This is a genomic window from Luteibacter sp. KNZ12-1A (assembly GCF_056755675.1).
The window spans coordinates 39,849-62,353 of the sequence record NZ_JBPGXU010000005.1; the positions used below are offsets into that span (position 1 = coordinate 39,849).

Annotated in this window: 18 protein-coding genes and 1 pseudogene; 6 read left to right on the forward strand and 13 right to left on the reverse strand. The window is 61.2% G+C overall.

The features are described from left to right. The 8 genes from ACR9ZJ_RS02355 to ACR9ZJ_RS02390 all read right to left on the reverse strand — a co-directional run bounded on the left by ACR9ZJ_RS02355 (nt 1) and on the right by ACR9ZJ_RS02390 (nt 9,570). On the reverse strand, nt 1–1,230 hold the full coding sequence (locus ACR9ZJ_RS02355; protein WP_481286767.1) for a hypothetical protein: 1,230 nt from the start codon (nt 1,228–1,230) through the stop codon (nt 1–3). Between the two features lie 51 nt (nt 1,231–1,281). Further along, nucleotides 1,282–1,908 (reverse strand): class I SAM-dependent methyltransferase, encoded by a 627-nt coding sequence (locus tag ACR9ZJ_RS02360; RefSeq protein WP_481281355.1) that lies wholly within the window; start codon nt 1,906–1,908, stop codon nt 1,282–1,284. A 96-nt stretch (nt 1,909–2,004) separates the two neighbouring features. Further along, nucleotides 2,005–3,264, reverse strand: coding sequence for a rhamnosyltransferase WsaF family glycosyltransferase (locus tag ACR9ZJ_RS02365; RefSeq protein ID WP_481281356.1), 1,260 nt, complete (start codon nt 3,262–3,264; stop codon nt 2,005–2,007). Then, entirely contained in the window at nt 3,261–5,150 is a 1,890-nt protein-coding gene (locus ACR9ZJ_RS02370; RefSeq protein ID WP_481281357.1) for a glycosyltransferase family 2 protein, read from the reverse strand. The genes ACR9ZJ_RS02365 and ACR9ZJ_RS02370 overlap by 4 nt, the downstream gene beginning before the upstream one ends. A gap of 11 nt (nt 5,151–5,161) precedes the next feature. After that, nucleotides 5,162–6,409, reverse strand: coding sequence for a class I SAM-dependent methyltransferase (locus ACR9ZJ_RS02375; protein WP_481286768.1), 1,248 nt, complete (start codon nt 6,407–6,409; stop codon nt 5,162–5,164). After that, nucleotides 6,399–7,709, reverse strand: a complete 1,311-nt coding sequence (locus tag ACR9ZJ_RS02380) for an ABC transporter ATP-binding protein (protein ID WP_481286769.1) — start codon at nt 7,707–7,709, stop codon at nt 6,399–6,401. The genes ACR9ZJ_RS02375 and ACR9ZJ_RS02380 overlap by 11 nt, the downstream gene beginning before the upstream one ends. Next, complete coding sequence (locus ACR9ZJ_RS02385; RefSeq protein ID WP_481281360.1) at nt 7,607–8,389, reverse strand: ABC transporter permease; 783 nt, start codon at nt 8,387–8,389, stop codon at nt 7,607–7,609. The genes ACR9ZJ_RS02380 and ACR9ZJ_RS02385 overlap by 103 nt, the downstream gene beginning before the upstream one ends. Nucleotides 8,390–8,406: 17 nt before the next feature. Beyond that, a complete protein-coding gene (locus ACR9ZJ_RS02390) occupies nt 8,407–9,570 on the reverse strand; it encodes a cystathionine gamma-synthase (RefSeq protein WP_481286770.1) in 1,164 nt (387 codons plus the stop codon). A gap of 224 nt (nt 9,571–9,794) precedes the next feature. Between ACR9ZJ_RS02390 and rfbB the strand changes: the two genes are divergently transcribed. The 5 genes from rfbB to ACR9ZJ_RS02415 are packed head-to-tail and all read left to right on the forward strand — an operon-like array spanning nt 9,795 to nt 14,622. Next, the gene (gene rfbB / locus ACR9ZJ_RS02395; RefSeq protein ID WP_481286771.1) at nt 9,795–10,844 is read left to right on the forward strand and encodes a dTDP-glucose 4,6-dehydratase; all 1,050 of its coding nucleotides are present in this window, start codon (nt 9,795–9,797) and stop codon (nt 10,842–10,844) included. Beyond that, on the forward strand, nt 10,841–11,725 hold the full coding sequence (gene rfbA, locus ACR9ZJ_RS02400; protein ID WP_481286772.1) for a glucose-1-phosphate thymidylyltransferase RfbA: 885 nt from the start codon (nt 10,841–10,843) through the stop codon (nt 11,723–11,725). Before rfbB ends, rfbA begins: the two co-directional genes overlap by 4 nt. Then, nucleotides 11,722–12,279 (forward strand): dTDP-4-dehydrorhamnose 3,5-epimerase, encoded by a 558-nt coding sequence (gene rfbC, locus ACR9ZJ_RS02405; protein ID WP_481281364.1) that lies wholly within the window; start codon nt 11,722–11,724, stop codon nt 12,277–12,279. Before rfbA ends, rfbC begins: the two co-directional genes overlap by 4 nt. After that, nucleotides 12,276–13,199 carry a dTDP-4-dehydrorhamnose reductase gene (rfbD, locus tag ACR9ZJ_RS02410; protein WP_481286773.1) on the forward strand — a complete coding sequence of 308 codons (924 nt, stop codon included), beginning with the start codon at nt 12,276–12,278 and terminating at the stop codon, nt 13,197–13,199. Before rfbC ends, rfbD begins: the two co-directional genes overlap by 4 nt. A gap of 7 nt (nt 13,200–13,206) precedes the next feature. Further along, nucleotides 13,207–14,622 (forward strand): mannose-1-phosphate guanylyltransferase/mannose-6-phosphate isomerase, encoded by a 1,416-nt coding sequence (locus tag ACR9ZJ_RS02415; RefSeq protein ID WP_481286774.1) that lies wholly within the window; start codon nt 13,207–13,209, stop codon nt 14,620–14,622. On the opposite strand, the gene ACR9ZJ_RS02420 is transcribed toward ACR9ZJ_RS02415, so the two are convergent. Both ACR9ZJ_RS02420 and ACR9ZJ_RS02425 read right to left on the reverse strand, forming a co-directional pair. After that, nucleotides 14,619–15,962 carry a phosphohexomutase domain-containing protein gene (locus ACR9ZJ_RS02420; protein WP_481286775.1) on the reverse strand — a complete coding sequence of 448 codons (1,344 nt, stop codon included), beginning with the start codon at nt 15,960–15,962 and terminating at the stop codon, nt 14,619–14,621. The genes ACR9ZJ_RS02415 and ACR9ZJ_RS02420 overlap by 4 nt on opposite strands. A gap of 53 nt (nt 15,963–16,015) precedes the next feature. Then, nucleotides 16,016–17,617: a hypothetical protein gene (locus tag ACR9ZJ_RS02425; RefSeq protein WP_481286776.1), complete on the reverse strand. Its 1,602-nt coding sequence runs from the start codon at nt 17,615–17,617 to the stop codon at nt 16,016–16,018. Nucleotides 17,618–17,735: 118 nt separating this feature from the next. On the opposite strand from ACR9ZJ_RS02425, the gene ACR9ZJ_RS02430 reads away from it, so the two are divergent. Continuing rightward, the gene (locus ACR9ZJ_RS02430) at nt 17,736–18,701 is read left to right on the forward strand and encodes a glycosyltransferase family 2 protein (RefSeq protein WP_481286777.1); all 966 of its coding nucleotides are present in this window, start codon (nt 17,736–17,738) and stop codon (nt 18,699–18,701) included. 26 nt (nt 18,702–18,727) lie between these two features. Here ACR9ZJ_RS02430 and ACR9ZJ_RS02435 read toward each other — a convergent pair. The 3 genes and pseudogenes from ACR9ZJ_RS02435 to ACR9ZJ_RS02445 form a co-directional block, all read right to left on the reverse strand. Further along, nucleotides 18,728–19,198, reverse strand: a pseudogene (locus ACR9ZJ_RS02435) (acyltransferase); the annotation flags it as partial. Continuing rightward, nucleotides 19,195–21,024 carry a glutamine--fructose-6-phosphate transaminase (isomerizing) gene (gene glmS / locus ACR9ZJ_RS02440; RefSeq protein ID WP_481286778.1) on the reverse strand — a complete coding sequence of 610 codons (1,830 nt, stop codon included), beginning with the start codon at nt 21,022–21,024 and terminating at the stop codon, nt 19,195–19,197. The gene glmS and the pseudogene ACR9ZJ_RS02435, both read right to left, overlap by 4 nt. 15 nt (nt 21,025–21,039) lie before the next feature. Further along, nucleotides 21,040–22,410: a pyridoxal-phosphate dependent enzyme gene (locus ACR9ZJ_RS02445; RefSeq protein ID WP_481281371.1), complete on the reverse strand. Its 1,371-nt coding sequence runs from the start codon at nt 22,408–22,410 to the stop codon at nt 21,040–21,042. Nucleotides 22,411–22,505 lie beyond the last annotated feature (95 nt).

Genomic DNA, 22,505 nt, shown 5'->3' on the forward strand with positions numbered 1-22,505 from the left:
CTACTTGAGCAAGCTACGATTCACCAGCGACTGGCATTGCACGCCAGTTAACGGTACGTGCCATGCGATCTCCTTCGGCCCTGCGAATTGCACGGGGAACTGGTAAGTGCCGGTTCCTTCCGCAATACAGCGTTTCAGCTCACCTCGCCAGTGGAAGGTGTCGTACTCAAGTCGGCCGTGCATTGCGAACTGCGATAGTGCCAAGAGGAGAACGACGCCGATGAAGGCACGGAATCGAACGCCTGTCTCGCCGTACATGTACAGCAGCGCCCACACCAAGAAAATGAAGGGGTAAAAGAAGTAGCGCGGTCCAGCCAGCACCGGGTGCATTACCTCTACGGGGACACGACTGATCGCAGCGAGAACACCCGCACACAAGCCGCCGCCGAGTAACACGAAGTACGTGTCGTTCCACTTTCGCCGCGTGATGGCGAAGTAGACGCCAGCAGCGATGATCGAGGCACCCAGCAAGAACAGGACGATTACAGGCGGCCGTTCGGTGGACAGGACGAAGTGCCCGAAAAATCGCACCACCACCTGCACGCCGTCGAAATGCCGTTTGCCGAACCCCACCGGCACACTCGCTGTCGCGACCATAATGCACTGGATGGCCGCAACCAGGACGCCCACGCCAAACACGATCCAGTCGGCGCGCTTACGCTCACGAGCCGCCCGATAACCTAAAAATACAGCAATGGGCAGCGCCATGGGTGACGATAGTCCGCCGAACACGACGAGAAAACTTCGCCAAAGCGTTCGCGGATTTTCGCCTTCTCGCCAGAAGAGCGCCACGAAGCTCCAAAGGGTACCCCACCAGAATGCGTACTCGGAAACAGCGAACACTTCGGGCTGCGTAGGAATTAACGCGATCGCAATGGCCGCTAGCTTCGGATAGCGGAGGTGAGTTGGGCTGTACGCCACCAGACAGATCGTGCCGATCTCGAAGATCAGCGTGAGCCAGTAGGCGATAGCTGCCGAGTGCGACGCGGAAAGACTGATCGCGGTAAGGAAGATCAGCTTCGCGGGAAGGACGATATAACCGGCCACGGGGTCCCAGAGCGAACGCCACCCCATAGTCAGGTAAGCCGGAAGCGAAATCGTCCCCTCCTCGACCCATATATACGGATGGTGCAACTCAACAGGGCGCCGCCACATGAATACGAGGGCGGCAAGCACGATTAGCGCCGGAAGCGACGTCGCCCATCGCCGGACAAGCAGCTGCATCTTCATCTAGTATGCTCCCCCCGACTGCGCTTCATGCTGAGCGCGTCGTCGTACGTCTCAAATCTTTGGCTCGATCAGAGGCGACCGGCCGGCAACGGAGTAAGCGCGGACCTGGCCCTGGGGGCCTGGAGCCCGCGGCGCGTCCTTCTTCACTCGAAGAAAGACCCCCCACTCCAACGCGACATTGAACATGTGCGTAAGCGCAAAGTCCAGCGATACTTTCAGTTTCCGCAGGCCGTCGAGGATATCGGGATGAAGGTTGTAGTGGCTTCGTTCCCACCGGAAATAACCGTGGCTATCACCGAGATAGAAGCGGTCATACTCAAAACAGATGTGCTTGAACGAGGTTTCACTGAAGAACGTGTAGTGGCCGAAAAGAAGGCCATCGTCACTCTTGCCATACGGCGTCCAGATTTCGATGGTTGCGTCGTGCCGACAGACCCGGAGCAGTTCACGGAACACTTCCGGATACCGGGTAATGTGCTCGAACGAATGGCTGGAATAGACGTAGTCGATTGAATCCGTCGCGAATGGGAGCGGGTTGCTCTCGTAGTCCAATACTAGGTCGACGCCGGGCGCATCAATAATATCGATGCCAAAGAACCCTTCCCGCTTGTTACTACCGCACCCGAGTTCCAGCTTCGTGACGGACGCGTGCGGCTGCGTGTTCTCGTGCATGTTCATGAGCTCTCCAGTTCATAGGCAAGACCGACGAAACAACCTTTCCGGATGTTAGCAGACGCAGATTACCTTGGCTGGCGAAAGCCGTTGCCAGTCGTTTTAGTCCGTATCGAGAGCTTGGACAGCCAGTGCGGCCAGTGGCGAAAACGCCGGTTCGCCTAGAAACGCATGGTCTGCCGGCATAATCCAGCCAGGCGCCATCGCACGGCTCTCCCAGGCATCGCAAGCTGAACTGAGCGCAGCCGCGATCGCCTCGGGAGTCATCTCGCCAACCGACCGAATCGTTGGCGCGAAGGGCGTGAGCTCCTTGTTCGCGAAGCGGTTCGTAACGACCTCCATACCAAAAGCCGACATCTCGAGGGGTGGATAGCTAGGATGAGGTGACACCATCAACGACAGGCCAATGGAGGAAGTGCGGAGCAATTCGGCATAGCTTTCGATGTCCAGCTTGCCCAGCGCACGCACGGTCAGGGAGCCGAGATCGACGTCGTCGATGAGCTCGCCGGGCGCAACCACCTCCCACTCTTTCGCGCGCGAATCATTCCAGCCCCATGTGCGAAGCGCCTCGCAAATCAAGGGGAACGCATTCCGCGGCGTTGAGGGACGTCCATAAACCACGATACGCCGGGCACGCGGCACGCGCTCCGTGCGTGCCGCGTACAGGGCCGCACGCAAGCCATCATTGATCGTCGGCTCGAAGATGACACTCCGGTCGTATCCGATGCCTTGTGTTGCGAAGTACTCCGCAAGCAGCGAGGTATTGAAAATACCTACGTCACGCGAGGGACGATACGACGCCAACGCCAGCGCCGACTGGCTCGACCACGGATAGAACCCGGGCTCGAAGTCTTGGATCATGTACGCCAACCGGCCCTCGACTCCGTACGTGTGGCCCTGCCATGCGGCCATGCGCTGCGCCCCGTGCGCTGTCCACCACGCAGTGGCTAACCACTGGTCATCCCGACCAACGGGCAAGGTCTCGCCGTAGCGATCACTAAAGGCAACGACCTGGGCCAGGGCGTCGGAATCGTCCGATGCGACCACGGACTGGTAGCGAGAAAACCGGGAGAGTGCCGCCTGATCGGGGGGCGAATCAGTCAGGATGATACGCCGTGCTTCGAAGTGCGAAGCCATGGCGTCAAACATCTGCATCGCGGTGTGAATGCCCCCGAAGTAGTGCTGAGCACGGATCGACGGCACGAGAAGGTTAAGACGACGCGGCCGGAACGCCGACACACGTGGAGTCATCGGGGTGGTCTCGTACACATGCGTCGCCGGCGGCGTGCTGGCGGCGCCATCGGCAAAACGCAACATGCCGCGCGCGACGCGACGTGCCGCACGCTGGAACAGGTCAGTCATGCACTTCTCCGGAACGCAGGTACCGGCGACATCGAGTCGAGGTTTCGACTGAAGTACGGATCGCCGTCCTCGCGGTATGGCGAATAGGCACGCGCCGAGAGCACGAAATCGTTCTCGGGGATCGCGCGAGGATCGCGCGTCTTGGATTCGTGGTGAACGAGACGGGCCTCGGGCAAGTAGACATTGAGCAGGCCAGCGTGGAAGGCCCTGAGACAGATTTCCACGTCGCTGCCGCATACAATGAACGCTTCATCGAAACCGCCAAGCCTTGCGAATGTCGAACGCGCGATCGCCATGCAAGCGCCGGTCACGGCAAGAACGTTACGACGTATCACGGGAGACACATACAGCATCTGCGCATGGACCGGCTCGAGTGCCTTGAATACGTGGTCGGCCCAGCCACCCATGCCCACGACGACGCCTGCATGCTGGATGGTACAGTCCGGATAGAGCAATAACGGACCCACAACGCCGACGTCGGGACGCAGCGCGTTCTCGCAAAGCCGGCGTAACCAGTCTTCGTCAAGCACTTCGGTATCGTTGTTCAGGAATACCAATACCTCGCCGCGGGCGTCCACCGCGGCGAGATTATTGAGATGCGACCAGTTGAAGGGCACAGGTGCGTCGATGACGCGGACGTCCCCTGACTGGCTACGACGTGCGAGCCACTCGTGAGTCTCGGGATGCACGGACCCGTTGTCGACCACGAGGATCTCGTAGCGCGCATAACGTGTGCGCTCGATGATGCTATTTACGCAAGTCTCGAGGAGGTCGACACCGTCTCGTGTGGGAATGATGATGCTTGCGAGCGGCTCATCGTCCGCGAATGGATAGCGGACGTCATAGCAGAATGTGCCAACGCCATCCGTAGCTCGGGCACCCGGAACATGGTGATCGAGATAGTCCTGGATTGCGAGCACGCCCGCAACGTGTGCATAGGGCTTTGAATCCACGTTGGATGACGTGGATCCACTGTGCTGGCGCCAATGGTAAAGCACCTTGGGAACGTGGCCCACTCGTGCTTGCGCCCCCATGCAACGCAGCATCAAGTCGTAGTCCTGAGCGCCGTCGAATTGCGGCCGCAAGGATCCGACGCGATCCAGCATCCGCTTGTCGAATGCAACGAGATGGCCCATGTACATCTGCGACAACAACAGGTCAGGGCTGAACGCGGGCTTGAAGAACGGGAAGCGACGGCGACCGTCCTCGCCCAGTGCGTCATGGTCGGTGTAAACGACATCGACGTCGCCGGCATCAAAACGCGCCATCACCTCCCCCAGGGCATCGACGTGGAGAACATCGTCGTGATCGAGGAACGTGATGATCTCTCCACGCGCCATGGCGAGGGCATCGTTGCTCGCGTTGGATATCCCGCCGCGGTCCGTCCGGTAGGTCACCCTGATGCGGGAGTCGTTATCCGAATAGGCATCAAGTAGTGCGCGGACGTGTGGCTCGGTCGATGCATCGTCGGCAATGCATAGCTCCCAATACGGGTAGCTTTGACCCCGTACACTGGCTACCACCTCTTCCAGGAAGAGCACCGGCGTGTTGCACGTGGGCATGACGATACTCACCAGCCGTTGTGACGATCCGGCAATGTAAGGAAAACGCGACGCATCGTCCTCGATCCACGCTTCGTAGGTCGATAAGCCGGAATCGGAACGCACCTCAAAATGCTCCTCGATCACTCGAGCGCGCGAGGACAGGGCAATAATTCGACGGGCGAAGGGACGCGGCCCCTCGGCCAGTCTCCGCAGGACGAGCCCGAACATTGCGGGGATGCTCAGCCCTGAGCGCCGGGCGAACTGGAAGGCACTCACAGAGGCCTGTACCAACGCACGAAGTCGCGTCACAAGGCTTGGTCGCTGAAGCGAGGATTTAGTCATCAAGGCCTCCGTCAGCCGACGAAATGGTAAACCAGCGCAGCGGTTGCCGCGACAGCGAGGAACAGGCTGGAAATCCAAAGGACAAAGCGCTGCCGACGTTCAAATGTATGTACACGGTCAGTGAGTATTTCGCGATGGGAGTTGCACCTCGCTAGGTCCTGCCTCAGCTCATCGTTATAATCTCGCAAGCTGTCGGCGACCGATATCAGCTGACCCGATGACAGCGCAAGCTCGATGGTTCGTTCCTCGCTGCGACGGAGCGCATCGTCGCGCTCTGCAAGAATGGCGTCGCGCTCGGCGATCACCGACGCATGAAGTTCCGCTGTCGCTTTCGCTACCTGTTCCGCCTCGCCACGTTCGGCGTGGAGCGTTTCTTCAAGGCCACGAACTACTAAGGCCGTATTGCTCCATTCCTGTTCCGCGCGCGCGAGACGTTCGACGACAGGACGCAAATGCCCGGGAAGAGCCGCGAAGACGCGTTTGATCGACTCCTCAGGAGGAGCATTCAGAAAATGGGAGGCCGATAAAGCCTCGTAGTCCGCTTCGGAGCGGACAGCAACGAAAAACTCGCGATATGCGTGGTTCGAGCGATCTCCGGCGAACACGCGCTCGTTGTAAAGTCGGTCGGCACTGGCCACGAGTTCGGCAAGTTCCGGCACCGCCTCTTTCACGAAGTGAGCGCTCATCATTCCTGTCCAGACGGATACGTCACCCTGACCAAAGCGAATGACCCGCATTCCGGCGTCGCGCAACGCGTCCTCGACCACTACCGGGTCGACGAGGCCGAATTCTTTGTGCTCTTCCAGCCATGGGTATGCCGTACCGAAATGGCGCTCCCATACCGTATTTGCCTCTGCCTCTGCCGCGTGCACCCAGGCATGGTCGAGCGGACAGCCAATGATAACCGCGCGGGCCGCTGTGCGGGCCATCTCGCTCGTTGCCTGGCGGCGCAGTTCAGGGGGAATGTGCTCCATCACATCGAGCGACACGACGATGTCGAACTCGCGGTCCACGAACGGAAGCTGAGTCGCATCGGCTTGTACGAAGACGTCTTCGCCGCCCTCGACCGGATCCTGCGGTTCGAGGTCACTAAATACGAAGCGCGCGCCAGGCATGAAGTCTTTGAGTATCCGCTGCCGGTTGGCACCTACTTCGAGTACCGTACGCACCGGATCGCCACCCAGGGATTCCACGACGGACGATGCGGCCCCGTAGCGCTGGAAATGATCGAACGGAAGGCTGGTGAGCTCAGATTTCATGGATCTTCCATTCGTGCGGGATGTACACGACGCCCTCGCTGAAATAAGGCGCCGCGACGGTCACGCGGGCTACATCGCCGAGATAGTCCAGACACACAAGGCCTTTGTCGGTAAACAGGCCCACGTCGATCTGGTACGTGCCACTCAGCAATGGCATTGAGGGAATATGGTAAGTCAGTCGGTGCGAGCCACGGTCCGTCGGGATGTGGACACGTTCCAAGTGTGTATTGGGTCCGAAGATGTGCAGTCCGTCTAGCCCTTTGATTGCGACACCCACCAGAAGGCCGCTGATCGACTCATCTCGGACCTGATACGTAACATCAACCGACAATGGCTCGAACGGGCTCATGAAATCGGTGGACGCAGACACGGTCTCGAGGAACGCAGGCGCCGACGTATTGTGGGTCAGCTGTTCGCGCGGCACCACATCCGCAGGCTCGGAAAGTCCTAGTTCGTGGTCGCGGAACTGATCCGCCACGAAGGCTGCGTCTCCACGCAGCTTGACCTTGCCGGCTTCCAGCCATACCGCCGTCTGGCAGAATCGCTTTACCTGTTCCAAGGAATGCGAAACGAAAAGGATTGTGGCTCCGCGTGCGCGCAGCACTTCGATGCGCGCGAGGCACTTCATCTGGAAACGAATGTCGCCGACAGATAACGCCTCGTCAATGATGAGCACGTCGGGTTCTGTATGAATGGCCACCGCGAAGGCGAGGCGCACATACATGCCGCTTGAATAGGTCTTGACCGGCCTGTCGAAGAAATCGCCGATATCCGCGAACGCGCGAATGTCGTCAAGACGGCTGTCGATCTCTTCGCGCGACAAGCCCAGGAGCGACGCATTGAGATACACATTCTCGCGTCCGTTGAAATCCGGGTTGAAGCCGGCACCCAGCTCTAACAGTGCAGCGAATCGACCATTAATGGATACGCTACCCGAACTGGGATTAACCGTGCCGCAGAGTATCTGCAGGAGCGTTGACTTGCCTGCTCCATTGCGTCCGATAATTCCCATTGTTTCGCCGCGAGGCACATCGAAGGAAATGCCGTCGAGCGCACGGAACCGACGAACCTTCGCCTCTCTACTCGGCCGGATGAGGCTGGCAAGGCGATCGCGGGGACTACCGTAGACCGGATAGTCCTTGACGACGTCCTGGACAGAAATCGCCAACTCGCCATCATGAAATGTGCGTACATCTTTCATAGGACGTCCGAGAAACCGCGTGAAAGGCGACGGAACACAAAATATCCCATCCAGGCGAAAGCACACGAAACCACGAAGTGCTCTGTCAAACCGGCCCATTCCGGGGCTTGACCCTGGACCGTCACGGCACGCAAGGCACCCATGGGCAGAACGAGCGGATTGAAATCCACCAGCGCCCGTAGCTGCTCAGGGATTGCGGTCGGAGGAAAGAAAATGGGACTAACGAAAAGCATTACGCTCGAAATAATACCTGTGAACTGCGCGATGTCGCGTAGGTACACACCCAGCGCAGACATCAGCCACGCAATCCCCAGCAACATCGGTATTAGCTCAGCCAGGATAAGCGGCGAGACGATTACCCAACCGTTAGGCCAGGCACCACTGACGCACTGTGCAATGATCAGGATCGCCAAACCGACAAGGGCCGTCACGTAAGCTGCGGCAACGCGCACCACCGCCAGAATTCCGACTGGAAAGACGACTTTCTTGACATAGTTGGGCTGGGACGAGATCAGCGATGGAGCAGTCACCAGCACGTCCGAAAAGAACGTGAAGACAATCAGCCCGGCAAACAGGACCAAGGCGAAACCCGACGTCGTGGCGGCACCAGTCCACTTGACTTTGAAGATGCCGCTGAAGACAAGCGTGTACACGCCGAGCATCAGCAACGGTTGCAACACCAGCCAGATCGAGCCTAACGCCGTCGTCCGATAACGCGATGCGAGCTCCCGGCCGAGGAGCTGCTTGAACAAGAAGATGAGATGGGCGTGCTTTTGCATGGAGTTCCAGTACGGAATTAGCTGCCCAGCGCCTGGACAATATCTGCGTACAGATCGTCGACGTCCTCGACGCCCACGCTGAGACGGACCAGGTCCGCCGTGATGCCAAGAGCTTCCCGCCTCTCCGGGGGAATCGACGCATGCGTCATAAGAGCCGGATGATTGACTAGGCTCTCGACGCCTCCAAGCGACTCCGCGAGGGTGAAAAGCTGAGTGCGCTCGCAGACCCGAATAGCGGCGGCTTCACCGCCCTTCAGACGAATCGAAATCAAGCCGCCAAAGCCGGCCATCTGCCGTGCGGCCAGTGCGTGCTGCGGATGACTTTCAAGGCCCGGGTAAATCACCTCTGCAATGCCCGGGTGCCGTTCGAGACGCCGAGCAAGCTCGAACGCATTCTCACAATGTGCCTTCATCCTCAGCGCGAGGGTTTTCAGCCCACGAAGAGCAAGAAAGCTATCGAAGGGCCCCTGAACCGCTCCTGCCGAGTTCTGAAGGAAGGCCATTCGGTCCGAAATCTCTTTCGTCGCTGAGACAACCATGCCTCCGACCATATCGGAGTGCCCGTTTAGATACTTGGTGGCTGAATGGAGGACCAGATCTGCACCCAGCTCGATCGGACGCTGCAGAATCGGAGACGCGAAGGTGTTGTCCACGACCATGATCAGGCCGTGCTTTTTTGCAAACGCCGAGACCGCAGCGATATCCACCAGCTTCAAGGTTGGATTGGTAGGTGTTTCGACCCAGATCATCCTTGTAGCCGGGGTCAGTGCCGCAGCCAGGCCATCGCCGTCGTTAAGGTCGAGATAGGTGATGGCCAGCCCAGCGGTACGCCGACGAACCCTCTCGAACAGACGGTAGGTGCCGCCGTAGAGGTCGTCCATCGCGATGATGTGCGAGCCTGCGTCCAGAAGTTCCAGGACCGTGGCCGTCGCCGCCATTCCCGACGCGAAGGCAAATCCGGCATCGCCACTTTCCAGGTCCGCGACGCATCGCTCATAGGCGAAGCGCGTGGGGTTCTGGGTCCGCGAATACTCGAATCCCGAATGTACTCCGGGGCTTTTTTGGGCGTAGGTGGATGTTGCATAGATCGGGACCATGACCGCACCGGTGGTCGGGTCAGGCGCCTGCCCGGCATGGATCACCCGGGTCGCCAGCTTCTGCGCTCGCTCGCTCGTTGCCATAAGTGGTTACCGCTTTGTAGGGTAGAAATGGGCTGACCCATCGCCAATGGCGGGGCCAAGATCAACGGCGAATCATACACTGACGGAGGCCGGGGCCCCGTCCCCCAACGCCCGCAGCCCCCCAGTGAGCATGAACTTTTGTTCAGCATCCTTCCCATAAGGGGACAGCGGCACGGGTCATCCGTGACACAATACCGGTCTGAAAGGTCGACCTCAGAGGACACATGGAAACCCTGCTCGTAACCGGCGGAGCCGGCTTCATTGGCGCAAATTTCGTGCTTCAGGCCATTCAGGATGGCTTGAAGATCGTCAACCTGGACAAACTCACCTATGCGGGCAACGTCCAGACGCTCCAGCCGGTGGCGGAGAACCCCCTGCATGTGTTCGTACAGGGTGATATTGGCGACCGTGAACTGATTGCACGCTTACTGGCTGAACACCGCCCTGTTGCGGTCGTCAACTTCGCCGCCGAAAGCCACGTCGACCGTTCGATCGACGGCCCCGCCGCGTTCATCGAAACCAACGTCGTCGGCACCCTGGGCCTGCTCGAGGCCACCCGCGACTACTGGCGCGGGCTCGACGAGGCCGGCGGCAAGGCGTTCCGATTCCTCCACGTTTCCACGGACGAGGTCTACGGATCGCTGGGCGCCGAGGGTTTCTTCACCGAAACCACCCCCTACGCCCCCAATTCACCGTATTCCGCGTCGAAGGCTGCGTCCGACCACCTGGTCCGCGCCTTCCACCACACCTACGGCCTGCCGGTGCTGACGACCAACTGCTCGAACAACTACGGCCCCTACCAGTTCCCTGAAAAGCTGATCCCCCTGGTAATCCAGAAGGCACTGGCAGGCGAACCCCTCCCGGTCTACGGCGACGGCATGAACGTTCGCGACTGGCTCTACGTCGAAGACCACTGCAGCGCCATCCGCCGGGTTCTTGAAGCGGGCCGTGTGGGTGAAACCTATAACGTGGGCGGCAATTCCGAGCAGGCGAATATCGTGGTGGTCAAGACTATCTGCGCCATCCTGGACCAGGTCGCCCCCCTCGCCAATGGCAAGCCGCACGAAAGCCTGATCACGTTCGTCCGCGACCGCCCAGGTCACGATCGCCGCTATGCGATCGATGCAAGCAAGCTGAGGGACGAACTGGGCTGGACCCCGGCGCACACGTTCGAGAGCGGGATCCAGGCCACCGTGCAGTGGTACCTGGATAACACGCCGTGGGTGCAGGGCATCCTCGACGGCAGCTACCAACTGGAGCGACTGGGCGCATGACGACCAAAGGCATCATCCTTGCCGGTGGTTCCGGCACCCGGCTCTATCCGATCACCCAGGCAGTGAGCAAACAGCTGTTGCCGGTGTACGACAAGCCCATGATCTATTACCCCCTGGCAACGCTGATGCTGGCGGGGGTCCGGGACGTCCTGGTCATCAACACCCCGCATGAGCAGGCCCTGTTCCAGCGCCTGCTCGGTGATGGCAGTCAGTGGGGCATCAATATCACCTATGCCGTGCAGCCCTCCCCCGATGGCCTCGCCCAGGCCTTCATCATCGGCAAGGAGTTCATTGGCAAGGACCCGAGCTGTCTCGTACTGGGCGACAATATCTTTTACGGTGTGGGCCTGACCGAACGCATGAAGCGCGCGGCGACCCGCGAAACCGGCGCCACCGTGTTCGGCTACTTCGTGAAGGATCCGGAGCGCTACGGCGTGGCAGAGTTCGATGCCGGCGGTAGGGTCATCGGCCTTGAAGAGAAACCGGCTAAACCGAAGTCGAACTATGCCGTTACCGGCCTGTATTTCTATGACAACCGGGTCGTCGACTACGCAGCCGACCTGAAGCCGTCTGCGCGTGGGGAGCTTGAGATCACCGATCTCAACCGCTGTTATCTGGACGACCATTCGCTGCACCTCGAGCAACTCGGTCGCGGCTACGCGTGGCTCGATACCGGAACGCACGAGTCGCTGATGGAAGCCGGCGAGTACATTCAGACCATCGAAAACCGCCAGGGCCTCAAGGTCTGCTGCCCTGAGGAAATCGCCTACGTGAACAAATGGATCGATGCCGAGCAACTATTGCGCCTCGCCGAACCACTGGCCAAGACCGGTTATGGCCAATATCTGCAGAACCTGATCAAGCAGGGCTACGTCGGATGAAGTTCATCGAGACCAGCTTGCCCGGATGCGTAGTGATCGAGCCGCAGGTTTTTGGCGATTCCCGGGGCTTTTTTTACGAAAGTTACAACGAGGCGAAATTCCGCGATGCGGGCATCGACCGCAAGTTCGTCCAGTCCAATGTCTCCCGATCCGCGCGCGGCGTGCTCCGGGGCCTGCATTACCAGTGGCCCAATCCCCAAGGAAAGCTGGTCAGCGTGCTCGAAGGAGAGGTCTACGACGTCGCTGTCGACATTCGGCGAGGCTCTCCCACGTTTGGCCGGTGGGCAGGCGTGATGTTGACCGCGGAGAACCATCGACATTTCTGGATACCGGAGGGCTTCGCCCACGGTTTCTGTGTCGTGTCCGAGCACGCGACGTTCTCATATCAATGCACCGACCTTTACGACGCCAAGGCTGACGGCGGCGTTCGCTGGGACGACCCCGCCATTGGTATCGACTGGCCTGTGTCGTCGCCCTTGTTGTCTGACAAGGATGCGAAAGCCCCGCTCCTGGCCGAGGTTCCCGCAGGCAGGCTCCCGGAGTACCTGGCGTGAGAATCCTGTTGCTGGGCGCCCAGGGCCAGCTGGGGCAGACGTTCATCGCCCACGGCGGTCTCGCCGCTCGCGGTGAACTGATCGCCGCGTCCCGCGATGGGAATGTTCCCGCAGGCACCAGGGGCGTGCAGGCCGACCTCGCCGACGAGAGCGCATTGCGAGCCGTCCTGGACCATGTAAACCCGGATCTCATCGTCAATGCGGCAGCGTATACGGCCGTGGACAAGGCGGAGACGGACGAAGCGACTGCTACGGCCGTCAACGGACAGGCCCCCGCCATCCTGGGTCGCTGGGCTGCGACAAGGGATGCGGGAGTGATCCACTATTCCACGGACTATGTCTTCCCCGGCGACGCTCGAACGCCATACGTGCCCGATGCGACCACCGGCCCGCAAGGCGCTTACGGCCGAAGCAAGCTTGCCGGCGAACTGGCGCTTCGCGCGAGCGGCGCAAACCACCTGATCCTGCGCACGGCATGGGTATATTCGACCGTGGGACACAACTTCCTGAAGACCATGTTGCGTCTCGGCCGCGAGCGCGATGAACTCAAAGTGGTTGCCGATCAGCGTGGAACACCCACAACGACCACCCTTATCGTCGAAGGGAGCATCGTCGCCATCGACCGGTTTGTCGAAGAGACCAACCGCCCTGCACTCACGGGCACCTACCATCTGACCGCCAGCGGCGAGACGACGTGGCACGGCTTTGCCGAAGCGATATTCGACGAAGCCGTTACCGCAGGAGTCCTTGCGCGGCGGCCCATGGTGCATCCGATCAGCACGAGCGATTTTCCAACGCCCGCGCGCCGTCCAGCCTATTCGGTACTGGACAATCGCAGCTTTGCGGAGACGTTCCGTCATGCCCTGCCGGCTTGGCGCGACGGCCTGCACGATATCGTCCACTCGCTCGCATCGCAGTGAGGCAACCATGCTAATCCCCCTCATCCTCAGCGGCGGCAGCGGCACGCGCCTCTGGCCGATCTCGCGTCGTAACCTGCCTAAACAGTTCCTCTCCCTTGCCGGGAAGGAAACGCTGTTTCAGCAGACCATTCAGCGCGCGAGCGGTCTTCCCGACGTCGCCGCGCCCATCGTCGTGGCAAGCGACGATCAGCGCTTCCTTGCGGCGGAGCAGTTGCAGGAACTCGGCGTGGAGGGCGCCAGCATCCTGCTCGAGCCGACAGCCAGGAACACGGCGCCGGCGATAGCGGCGGGTGCCTTGCAGGCCATCCAGAAGGATCCGGACGCCCTGATCCTCGTCCTTCCCGCGGATCATCTGATCGGCGACAGCGTCTCCTTCGCGGACGCCGTTGCCCGAGCCCTGCCACTGGCCGAGCAGGGTTGGCTCGTTACCTTCGGCATTCGCCCTGATCGTGCCGAAACAGGATTCGGCTATATCCGCCGCGGCGAGGCACTTGAAGGTGACACCTTCCGGGTCAGCCAGTTCGTTGAGAAGCCAAAACAGGAGATCGCGGATCAGTATCTCGCCAGCGGCGAATACGACTGGAATTCCGGCATGTTCCTTTTCCGCGCATCTCGTTACCTCGACGAATTAAGCCAGTTCGCGCCGGCCATGCGGCAGGCTGTGGAATCGGCTTTCGGCAAAGCGAACAAGGATCTCGATTTCATCAGGCTTGACCACGAAGCATTCGCTGCCGCACCTAGCGATTCCATAGACTATGCAGTGATGGAAAAGACGACGCGGGCTGCTGTAGTCCCCGTTACCTGTGGCTGGAGCGACATCGGTTCGTGGGACGCTCTCTGGCTTTCCACGGAGAAAGACGCCAACGGCAATCATCTCGAAGGCGACGTCATCGCCCTCGACACACGCGGCTCCCTGGTCAGGTCTCACGACCGTCACCTGGTGGCCACGATCGGGCTCGATGATGTCGTAGTCGTCACGACGCCCGACGCCACGCTGGTCGCCCGCCGCGACGCGTCGCAGGACGTCAAGAAGGTCGTCGAACAACTGAAGGCCGCCGGCCGTACCGAGCACGACCTCCATCGCGTCGTCCACAGGCCCTGGGGCAGCTACGACTCACTGGAGTCCGGCGATCGATTCCAGGTAAAGCGCATCGTCGTCAAGCCAGGCGCCGCGCTCAGCCTGCAGATGCACCACCACCGGGCAGAGCACTGGATCGTCGTTAAAGGCGTGGCCGAAGTCACGTGCGATGACAATGTCTTCCTGCTTTCGGAAAACCAGAGCACCTACCTACCACTGGGTAGCAAGCACCGCCTTCGCAACCCGGGCAAGCTTCCTGTCGAACTGATCGAAGTGCAGTCGGGAAGCTACCTCGGGGAAGACGACATCGTTCGCTTCGACGACGTGTACGGCAGGGCGGGCTAACCCCGGATCAGCCGGGAAAGCTCGGCCGTCCGCGCAGACATGAGACTGGAATCGCCTCGCGATTCGACATTGAGGCGCAGCAATGGCTCCGTGTTCGACGAGCGTAGATTGAAGCGCCACGTTCCAAAATCGGCGCTGGTGCCGTCGATGTATTCCAGCGAAGGCGCATCTTTCTCGTAATACGCGAGGACGCGAGCCACCGCCGCCTTCGCGTCGTCCACCACGAAATTGATTTCGCCACTGCAGGGATAGGCGGCCATACGCTGGGTCAGCATGTCCGCAAGACTCATACCCGTCCGTGACAATCGCTCTGCAACGAGCAGCCAGGGAATCATGCCCGAGTCGCAATAGGCGAATTCGCGAAAGTAGTGGTGCGCGCTCATCTCACCGCCGTAGATGGCATCCTCCGTGCGCATTCGCTCCTTGATAAAGGCATGCCCGGTCTTGCTTTCGATGGCTACGCCGCCTGCCCGCTCCACCATGTCGATCGTGTTCCAGGTCAGACGCGGATCGTGGATGATCTTCGCACCTGGATGCTTTTCCAGGATCTGCGCCGCCAGCAGACCGACGATGTAATAGCCCTCGATGAACTCCCCGCGTGCATCGAACAGGAAGCAGCGATCGAAATCGCCGTCCCATGCGATGCCGAAGTCGGCTCCATGTTCGCGTACGGCATCTGCCGTGGCCGAACGGTTCTCAGGCAAGAGCGGGTTGGGAATGCCATTGGGGAAGCTGCCGTCAGGTTCGTGATTAACGCGAACGAACCGCAGTGGAAGGTGCGCTTCGAGCAGGTCGACGATCCTTCCTGCACCACCGTTACCGGCGTTCACCACCACCTTCAAGGGCTTGAACGCCGCAGGATCGATGTACCCCAGCAAGTGCTGGATATAGGCATTCTTGTCGTGGTCGTGGACAATGCCGCCGCGTACGTCCGATGGCTTACCAAAAGCGTCTTCTTCAACCAAGCGCTCGATGTCGCGCAGGCCGGTGTCGCCGCTGATCGGCCGCGCACCCTCGCGCACCAGCTTCATGCCGTTGTAGTCGATGGGATTGTGGCTGGCGGTGACCATGATCCCGCCGGCCACCTGGCGATGGAAGGTCTGGAAGTAGACTTCTTCCGTACCGCACAAACCGATGTCGATCACATCGCGACCTTCGTCGTTGAGTCCTCGGACGATGGCCTCCGCCAGTCCGGGGCTATCACGCCGGATGTCGAAGCCGACGACGACGGCACCCTCGCCTACAGTACGCGCAAAGGCGCGCCCCAGGCGGTACGCGATGTCGTCATTCAGTTCGTCTTGCACACGGCCGCGGATGTCGTAGGCTTTGAAACACTTCATGAGTGTGGTTCCGGCGATTCAGCGCTCTATTGTCGCCGCACCGGCCCCGCCCCTCAAGGCCGAGGGGCTTCGCCGAGGCTACCACGCAGCCAATGGAATACCGGCTCGCCCTCCCGGGAAAGGAAGGTACGATGTTCCGCTGAAGGCACACCACTAGCCTGCAAGGCCCGCCGATAGCGGTCCTCATCGCCAGCATTCCAGTAAACGAGGCGAAATTCGGTGATGCCGTCTTCCTTGAGCTGGTCGATCGTGCCGGGCTCGATGTCCACCCTGTAGGGAACGCGATTCTCCGTGAGGAAGGCAAACGAAGTGAAGAATCCCCACTCAGGGAAAAGGTAGGCGACATTCTTCGGTACGCCGCGCGCCTCGATGGCCAGTGTCGTCAACGCGTCGCTGCTATGCCCCCGGCCTCCCGTCTTGGCGAGCCATTCGTGGAAGCGAGTCTGCTGGAACAAATTGCCGCCGAGTACGACGGTCGCCAGCACCACGAGAGCAGCGGCCCGCGCACGCGGGGCCGGCTGGCGAATCGTCGCAAAGATCTGGACCATCAGCAGCGCGGGCAGCAGGTAGACGAATGGCAGCAACACGCTGAAGTGGTGGGCCCAGAGCCGATGACCGAACAAGGAGGCGACCGCGACGAACGAGATCGGCATCACCGCCGGCAGGATCGTCATCGTCAAGCGCGGCTGACGTCCGAGCAGGTGAATGATGCCGAGTACGACCAGGCCCAGGACACTGACTGCAAGCCACCATACCTTGCTTGCACCCCAAGGACCGGATATCGCCTGGCCGAAGATCATGCCCTCGTTGGCGGCATCGCTCGTCGCCAGGCCGACCATGTCCCACGCGTAAGTGAGGTTGTTTCCCGAGGCACCACTGGCGTCGAAGGGTTTCAATTGACCCAGCATCCCGCGCACGAACTCGAGCGTCGGCTCCAGGCCGTGTTTCTTCGCTAGCAGCGACAGGAAGCCGAGCAGGAAGGGGCTTACGCCAAGGACGGCGCCCGCCACCCAACGCCCCCAGTCGCGACGGGGGACCCAGCACGCGACCAGCAAGGCCATGGCGGGTGCGAAGAACGAGAGGACGAAGTAGCCATAACTGGCGAGGCCGAAAAACACGCCCGACCAGAAAACGCGGCGACGCACGATCCGGGATCCGATCTCGGCGGGAAGCGCCAGCAGCATCGATAGGATGAACCACGCCGCGCCGCCAAGCACGATGTAGAACTGGGTACGAAACGACGCGGTAAATGCGAGTTCCGTAGCAAGGCCGATGCTCACTGCAAAGGCCACGCCAGGCGATCCCGTGAGCCGGCGGGTCAGGTGGTACAGCGCCAGCAGCAGGATAACGCCGAACACCGCCTGTTCGAGGCGAAGGGAAGTGACGCTGAACCCAGCCACGGCGAAAAAGGGCAGGCCCAGGTAGGCATTCTGCATACCGTGGTAGAAGCTGCCGAGGATGGGAAAGATCTTCGACGGTATGCCTGCCCCGGGGTTATGGCCGTGGTGCAGCCAGCGCGCAGCGAGAAAGTCGGGGTTCGCCGCGTCCATATAGATGCCGGGTAGGTCCGCATGGAGAAGGACGAGGCCCAGGAATATCGCCAGGGGCAGCACCCACGCGCGACGAGTGACCCATGCTTGCTTCCAGTGAACCAAGGCGATCCCCTTTGACACGCGCCCCGGTGGCGGCGCCGGCGATTATACAATCAGCTGATTGATGCGCCGATCTCCCAATCGAGGCACGTCGCCTGATCCTCCGAAGGACGAACGTCACATGCAGACTGATATTCCGGGTAAAGACCAGGACATCGCCGTACTGATCCCCTGCTTCAACGAGGCATTGGCGATAGCCCGGGTGATACGGGACTTCCGCGCTGCACTCCCGCATGCCCGCATCCACGTGTTCGACAATGCGTCCACGGACCGCACGGTCGACATTGCCAGGGAAGCTGGAGCGATCGTGCGCACGGTAGACCTCCGAGGCAAGGGCAACGTGGTGCGGAGGATGTTCGCGGATGTAGATGCCGATATCTACGTACTGGTCGACGGGGACGCGACCTATGATGCTTCCCGTGCGCCTGTGATGATCGAGCGGTTGCTGCAAGAAGGGGCCGACATGGTCGTCGGCGTACGCAAGGACGACAAGCTCGCAAGGGCTTACCGAAGCGGGCATCGACTCGGCAATCGGATGCTCACCGGCTGCGTGGCGATGATCTTCGGCGGCACGTTCACCGACATGTTATCGGGCTACCGCGTCTTCACCCGCCGCTATGTGAAATCCTTCCCCGCCCTGTCGGCCGGCTTCGAAACGGAAACGGAACTGACCGTGCATGCGCTCGAACTGCGCATGCCGTGGAGCGAGGTGGACACACCCTATTCCACCCGACCGGAAGGATCGGAGAGCAAGCTTTCGACTTACAAGGACGGTCTGCGCATAGTGCGGATGATCCTGCGCCTGTTCGTTGCGGAGCGACCTTTGCAATTTTTCGGGATCGTGGGTGCACTATCGCTCGTCATCGCCATCGTCATAGCCGTGCCCTTATTGACGACCTACCTTGCCACCCATGAAGTGCCACGGCTTCCTACGGCACTGCTATCCACGGGCCTGGCGCTCGTGGCGGCGATCTCGCTGGTGTGTGGCGTGATCATGGACGCCGTCACCCGCGGCCGCAGGGAAATGAAGCGGCTGTTCTATCTGGGTATCCCCGGCCCCACCAAACCTGACGACCCCATGCGCTAGACGACGGTACCGCCATGAGACGGCGCGTCGTCCACATAACCGATGACGCGCGCGGGATTGCCGACGACGATGGCCCTTTCGGGCACGTCGTGCGTAACCACCGCTCCGGCCCCGATCATTGCCCTGGGGCCGATCTCAAGACCCGGCAGGACCGTGGCTCCCCCGCCGATCGACGCACCTGACCGGACCACCGTCTGCTGGAACGGGTGGGAATACTCCCGCGACCGCGGAAACCGATCATTGGTAAACGTCACATTCGGCCCGACAAAAACGTCATCCTCAAGCCGCAACCCGTCCCACAACTGCACGCCACTCTTCACCGTCACCCGATCGCCGACGACCACATCGTTCTCGATAAAACAGTGCGAGCAGATATTGCAGTCGTCGCCGATAGCCGCCCCGGGCAGGATCACGACGAACTGCCACACCCGCGTCCGTTCGCCGATACGCAACGACTGCACATCGGCGAGGGCATGGATATACGGCTGATCGGTCATTCGACGGTGACCGACTTGGCCAGGTTCCGCGGCTGATCCACATCGGTCCCGCGCTGCACCGCCACGTGGTACGCCAGCAGCTGCATCGGCACGGTAAACACCGCCGGAGCGATCAGGTCGCCGCCACCATCCACGCGCACGGTGGCGATATGAGCCGTGTCCGTGTCCATCTCGGCACGTTCATCCGCGAAGACGATCAGCTCGCCGCCCCGCGCCCGCACTTCCTGCAGGTTGGACTTCAGCTTGTCCAGCAGCGGGCCATTCGGTGCCACGGCGACGATCGGCATGTTCTCGTCCACGAGCGCCAGCGGGCCATGCTTCAGCTCACCCGCCGGATACGCCTCGGCGTGGATATAGGAGATTTCCTTGAGCTTGAGCGAGCCTTCCAGGGCCACCGGATACTGCGCGCCGCGCCCAAGGAACAACGCGTGCTGTTTGTTGATGAAGTGGTCGGCGATCTTCAGGATCTCCGGCTCGCTCTTCAGCGCGTTCTCGATATAGCGCGGCAACGACTGCAGTTCCTTGCAGTGGTCGAGGTACCGGGCACCGTCCAGGCCGCGACGGCGGCCGAGATCCAGCGCCAGCAGCGCGAAGGCGGCCAGCTGGGTGGTGAAGGCCTTGGTCGAGGCTACGCCGATCTCGGGGCCAGCCCGGGTCATCAGGCGCAGGTCGGACTCGCGCACCACCGAGGACTCCGGCACGTTGCAGATGGCGAAAGTGGCGAGGTAGCCACGGCGGCGTGATTCGCGCATCGCGGCCAAGGTGTCGGCGGTTTCACCCGACTGCGACACGGCCACGAACAAGGTGTTTTCCGGTACCACCACGTCGCGGTAGCGGTACTCGCTGGCCACTTCGACCACGACCGGGATACGTGCAAGTTCCTCGATCCAGTACTTGGCGACCATGCCGGCGTGATAGCTGGTGCCGCAGGCGACGATGTGGATGCCACGGGTCTTGTCGAGGATGGGATCGGCGTCGATGCCGAAGATGTTCGGCAGTACGCCATGCGGCCCGATGCGGCCTTCCAGCGTATCGGCGACGGCGCGCGGCTGCTCGAAGATTTCCTTCTGCATATAGTGGCGGTATTCGCCACGCTCGACGGAGTCGGCGCTGATTTCGCTTTCATGCGCGGTGCGGTCCACGCGCTGGCCATCGAGGTTGAACACCTCGGCGGTGTCACGGGTGATCTCGACGACGTCGTCCTCCTCGAGGTACATCATCCGGTTGGTGACCTTGATCAGCGCCTGCGCGTCGGAACCCAGGAAGTGCTCCCCGATGCCGATGCCGACCAGCAAGGGGCAACCACGGCGCGCACCGACGATGCACTCGGGCTCGTCGAGGCTCATCACGGCGATGGCGTAGGCACCTTCCAGTTCGCGCACGGCGGCGGTCACCGCCTCACGCAGCGGCTTTCCCGCCTGTACGTGCTCGTCGATCACCGCGCCCATCACCTCGGTATCGGTTTCCGAGTTAAAAGTTCGGCCCTTGGCTTTCAGCGACTCGCGCAACGATGCGTAGTTCTCGATGATGCCGTTGTGCACGATCGCGATGCGGCCCTGCACATGCGGGTGTGCATTCTTCTCGCTCGGCACGCCGTGCGTCGCCCAGCGCGTGTGTGCGATACCCGTACCGCCACGCACGGGATCGGCATCATAGAGGGCTTCCATCTCGCGAACCTTGCCTTTGGCCCGGACCCGGCGGATCTCCCCGCCATCGGCGATGGCCATGCCCGCGGAATCGTAGCCCCGGTATTCCAGGGCTTTCAGGCCGGCGATGAGAATGGGCGCTATGTCACGCTGTGCGACTGCGGCGACGATTCCACACATGACGCTTCCCCTTCCTTAATTGACTTTGCGACGCAGGTAATTGAGCAAGTCGATACGCGTGATGAGGCCGAGGAACTGCTCGCCATCCATCACGATCGCGACATGCCCCTTCTCGAACACAGGTAGCAGCGCCTCGATCGGCGAGGTGACCTGGAGCATTTCCGGCGATGCGATCATCGCCGTCGACACGGGATCGCGAAACCGGGTTTCGTCCGCATGCACGTGCAGGAGCACGTCGGATTCGTCCAGGATGCCGACCAGGCGGTCATCTTCCATCACCGGCAGCTGCGACACGTCGTACAGCTTCATGCGGTTGTAGGCGGTGATCAGCATGTCGTCCGGCTTCACCACCACCGTGTCGCGCTGGGCATACGGGCGCAGGATGAGATCGCGCAGGTCACCGAAGCGCTCGCGTTCGAGGAAGCCGTTGTCGAGCATCCAGTAGTCGTTGTACATCTTCGAGAGGTACTTGTTGCCAGTGTCGCAGACCAGGGTCACCACACGCTTCGGCGTGGTCTGTTCGCGGCACCACTTCAGCGCGGCGGCAAGGAGGGTGCCCGTGGATGAACCGCCCAGCACACCCTCCTTCGCCAGCAATTCGCGCGCGGCCAGGAAGCTTTCCTTGTCGCTGATGGCGTAGGCCTTCTTCACCATCGAGAAGTCGCTGATCGAGGGAAGGAAATCCTCGCCGATGCCTTCCACCATCCAGCTGCCCGACTTCTCCGAGAGCGTACCTTCGTTGATGTACTGGGCCAGGATCGAGCCGACCGGATCGGCCAGCACGATCTCGGTGTTCGGCGAATGCTCGCGCAGGTAGGCGGTAAGGCCGCTCATCGTGCCGGACGAACCACAACCGACCACGATCGCGTCGACCTTGCCGCCGAGCTGCTCGAAGATCTCCGGACCCGTGGTCTGCACATGCGCCAGGGGGTTGTCCGGGTTGCCGAACTGGTTGATGAAGTAGGCCCCCGGCGTTTCGCGAGCGATACGCGCAGCCATGTCCTGGTAGTACTCGGGGTGGCCCTTGGCCACGTCCGACCGGGTGAGCACCACCTCGGCGCCCATGGCCTTGAGGTTGAAGATCTTCTCGCGGCTCATCTTGTCGGGAACGACCAGGATCAGGCGGTAGCCCTTCTGCTGTGCGACCAGCGCCAGCCCGAGGCCGGTGTTGCCGGCGGTGCCTTCGACCAGGGTATCGCCCGGCTTGATCTTCCCTGCGCGTTCGGCGCCCTCGATCATGGACCGGCCGATACGGTCTTTCACCGAACCGCCTGGGTTGGCGCTCTCGAGCTTCAGGAACAGTTCGCAACAGCCCGCATCCAGGTGCTGGGCACGCACCATGGGGGTGCGACCGATCAGTTCGAGGACGCTGTCATGAACACTCATTGGGACTCCGTGGGTGATCCGGCGCGGCCCCTTCGACCTCGCCCTTTGGGCGCACATGATAAAGGGTGGCGCGCTGAACCGATGCCCGGCTTCAC

Bases quoted from the DNA above. Each gene is read 5' to 3' on its own strand.
- ACR9ZJ_RS02355 (WP_481286767.1), bottom strand. From the start codon at position 1,230: ATGAAGATGCAGCTGCTTGTCCGGCGATGGGCGACGTCGCTTCCGGCG.
- ACR9ZJ_RS02360 (WP_481281355.1), bottom strand. From the start codon at position 1,908: ATGAACATGCACGAGAACACGCAGCCGCACGCGTCCGTCACGAAGCTG.
- ACR9ZJ_RS02365 (WP_481281356.1), bottom strand. From the start codon at position 3,264: ATGACTGACCTGTTCCAGCGTGCGGCACGTCGCGTCGCGCGCGGCATG.
- ACR9ZJ_RS02370 (WP_481281357.1), bottom strand. From the start codon at position 5,150: ATGACTAAATCCTCGCTTCAGCGACCAAGCCTTGTGACGCGACTTCGT.
- ACR9ZJ_RS02375 (WP_481286768.1), bottom strand. From the start codon at position 6,409: ATGAAATCTGAGCTCACCAGCCTTCCGTTCGATCATTTCCAGCGCTAC.
- ACR9ZJ_RS02380 (WP_481286769.1), bottom strand. From the start codon at position 7,709: ATGGGCCGGTTTGACAGAGCACTTCGTGGTTTCGTGTGCTTTCGCCTG.
- ACR9ZJ_RS02385 (WP_481281360.1), bottom strand. From the start codon at position 8,389: ATGCAAAAGCACGCCCATCTCATCTTCTTGTTCAAGCAGCTCCTCGGC.
- ACR9ZJ_RS02390 (WP_481286770.1), bottom strand. From the start codon at position 9,570: ATGGCAACGAGCGAGCGAGCGCAGAAGCTGGCGACCCGGGTGATCCAT.
- rfbB (WP_481286771.1), top strand. From the start codon at position 9,795: ATGGAAACCCTGCTCGTAACCGGCGGAGCCGGCTTCATTGGCGCAAAT.
- rfbA (WP_481286772.1), top strand. From the start codon at position 10,841: ATGACGACCAAAGGCATCATCCTTGCCGGTGGTTCCGGCACCCGGCTC.
- rfbC (WP_481281364.1), top strand. From the start codon at position 11,722: ATGAAGTTCATCGAGACCAGCTTGCCCGGATGCGTAGTGATCGAGCCG.
- ACR9ZJ_RS02415 (WP_481286774.1), top strand. From the start codon at position 13,207: ATGCTAATCCCCCTCATCCTCAGCGGCGGCAGCGGCACGCGCCTCTGG.
- ACR9ZJ_RS02420 (WP_481286775.1), bottom strand. From the start codon at position 15,962: ATGAAGTGTTTCAAAGCCTACGACATCCGCGGCCGTGTGCAAGACGAA.
- ACR9ZJ_RS02430 (WP_481286777.1), top strand. From the start codon at position 17,736: ATGCAGACTGATATTCCGGGTAAAGACCAGGACATCGCCGTACTGATC.
- glmS (WP_481286778.1), bottom strand. From the start codon at position 21,024: ATGTGTGGAATCGTCGCCGCAGTCGCACAGCGTGACATAGCGCCCATT.
- ACR9ZJ_RS02445 (WP_481281371.1), bottom strand. From the start codon at position 22,410: ATGAGTGTTCATGACAGCGTCCTCGAACTGATCGGTCGCACCCCCATG.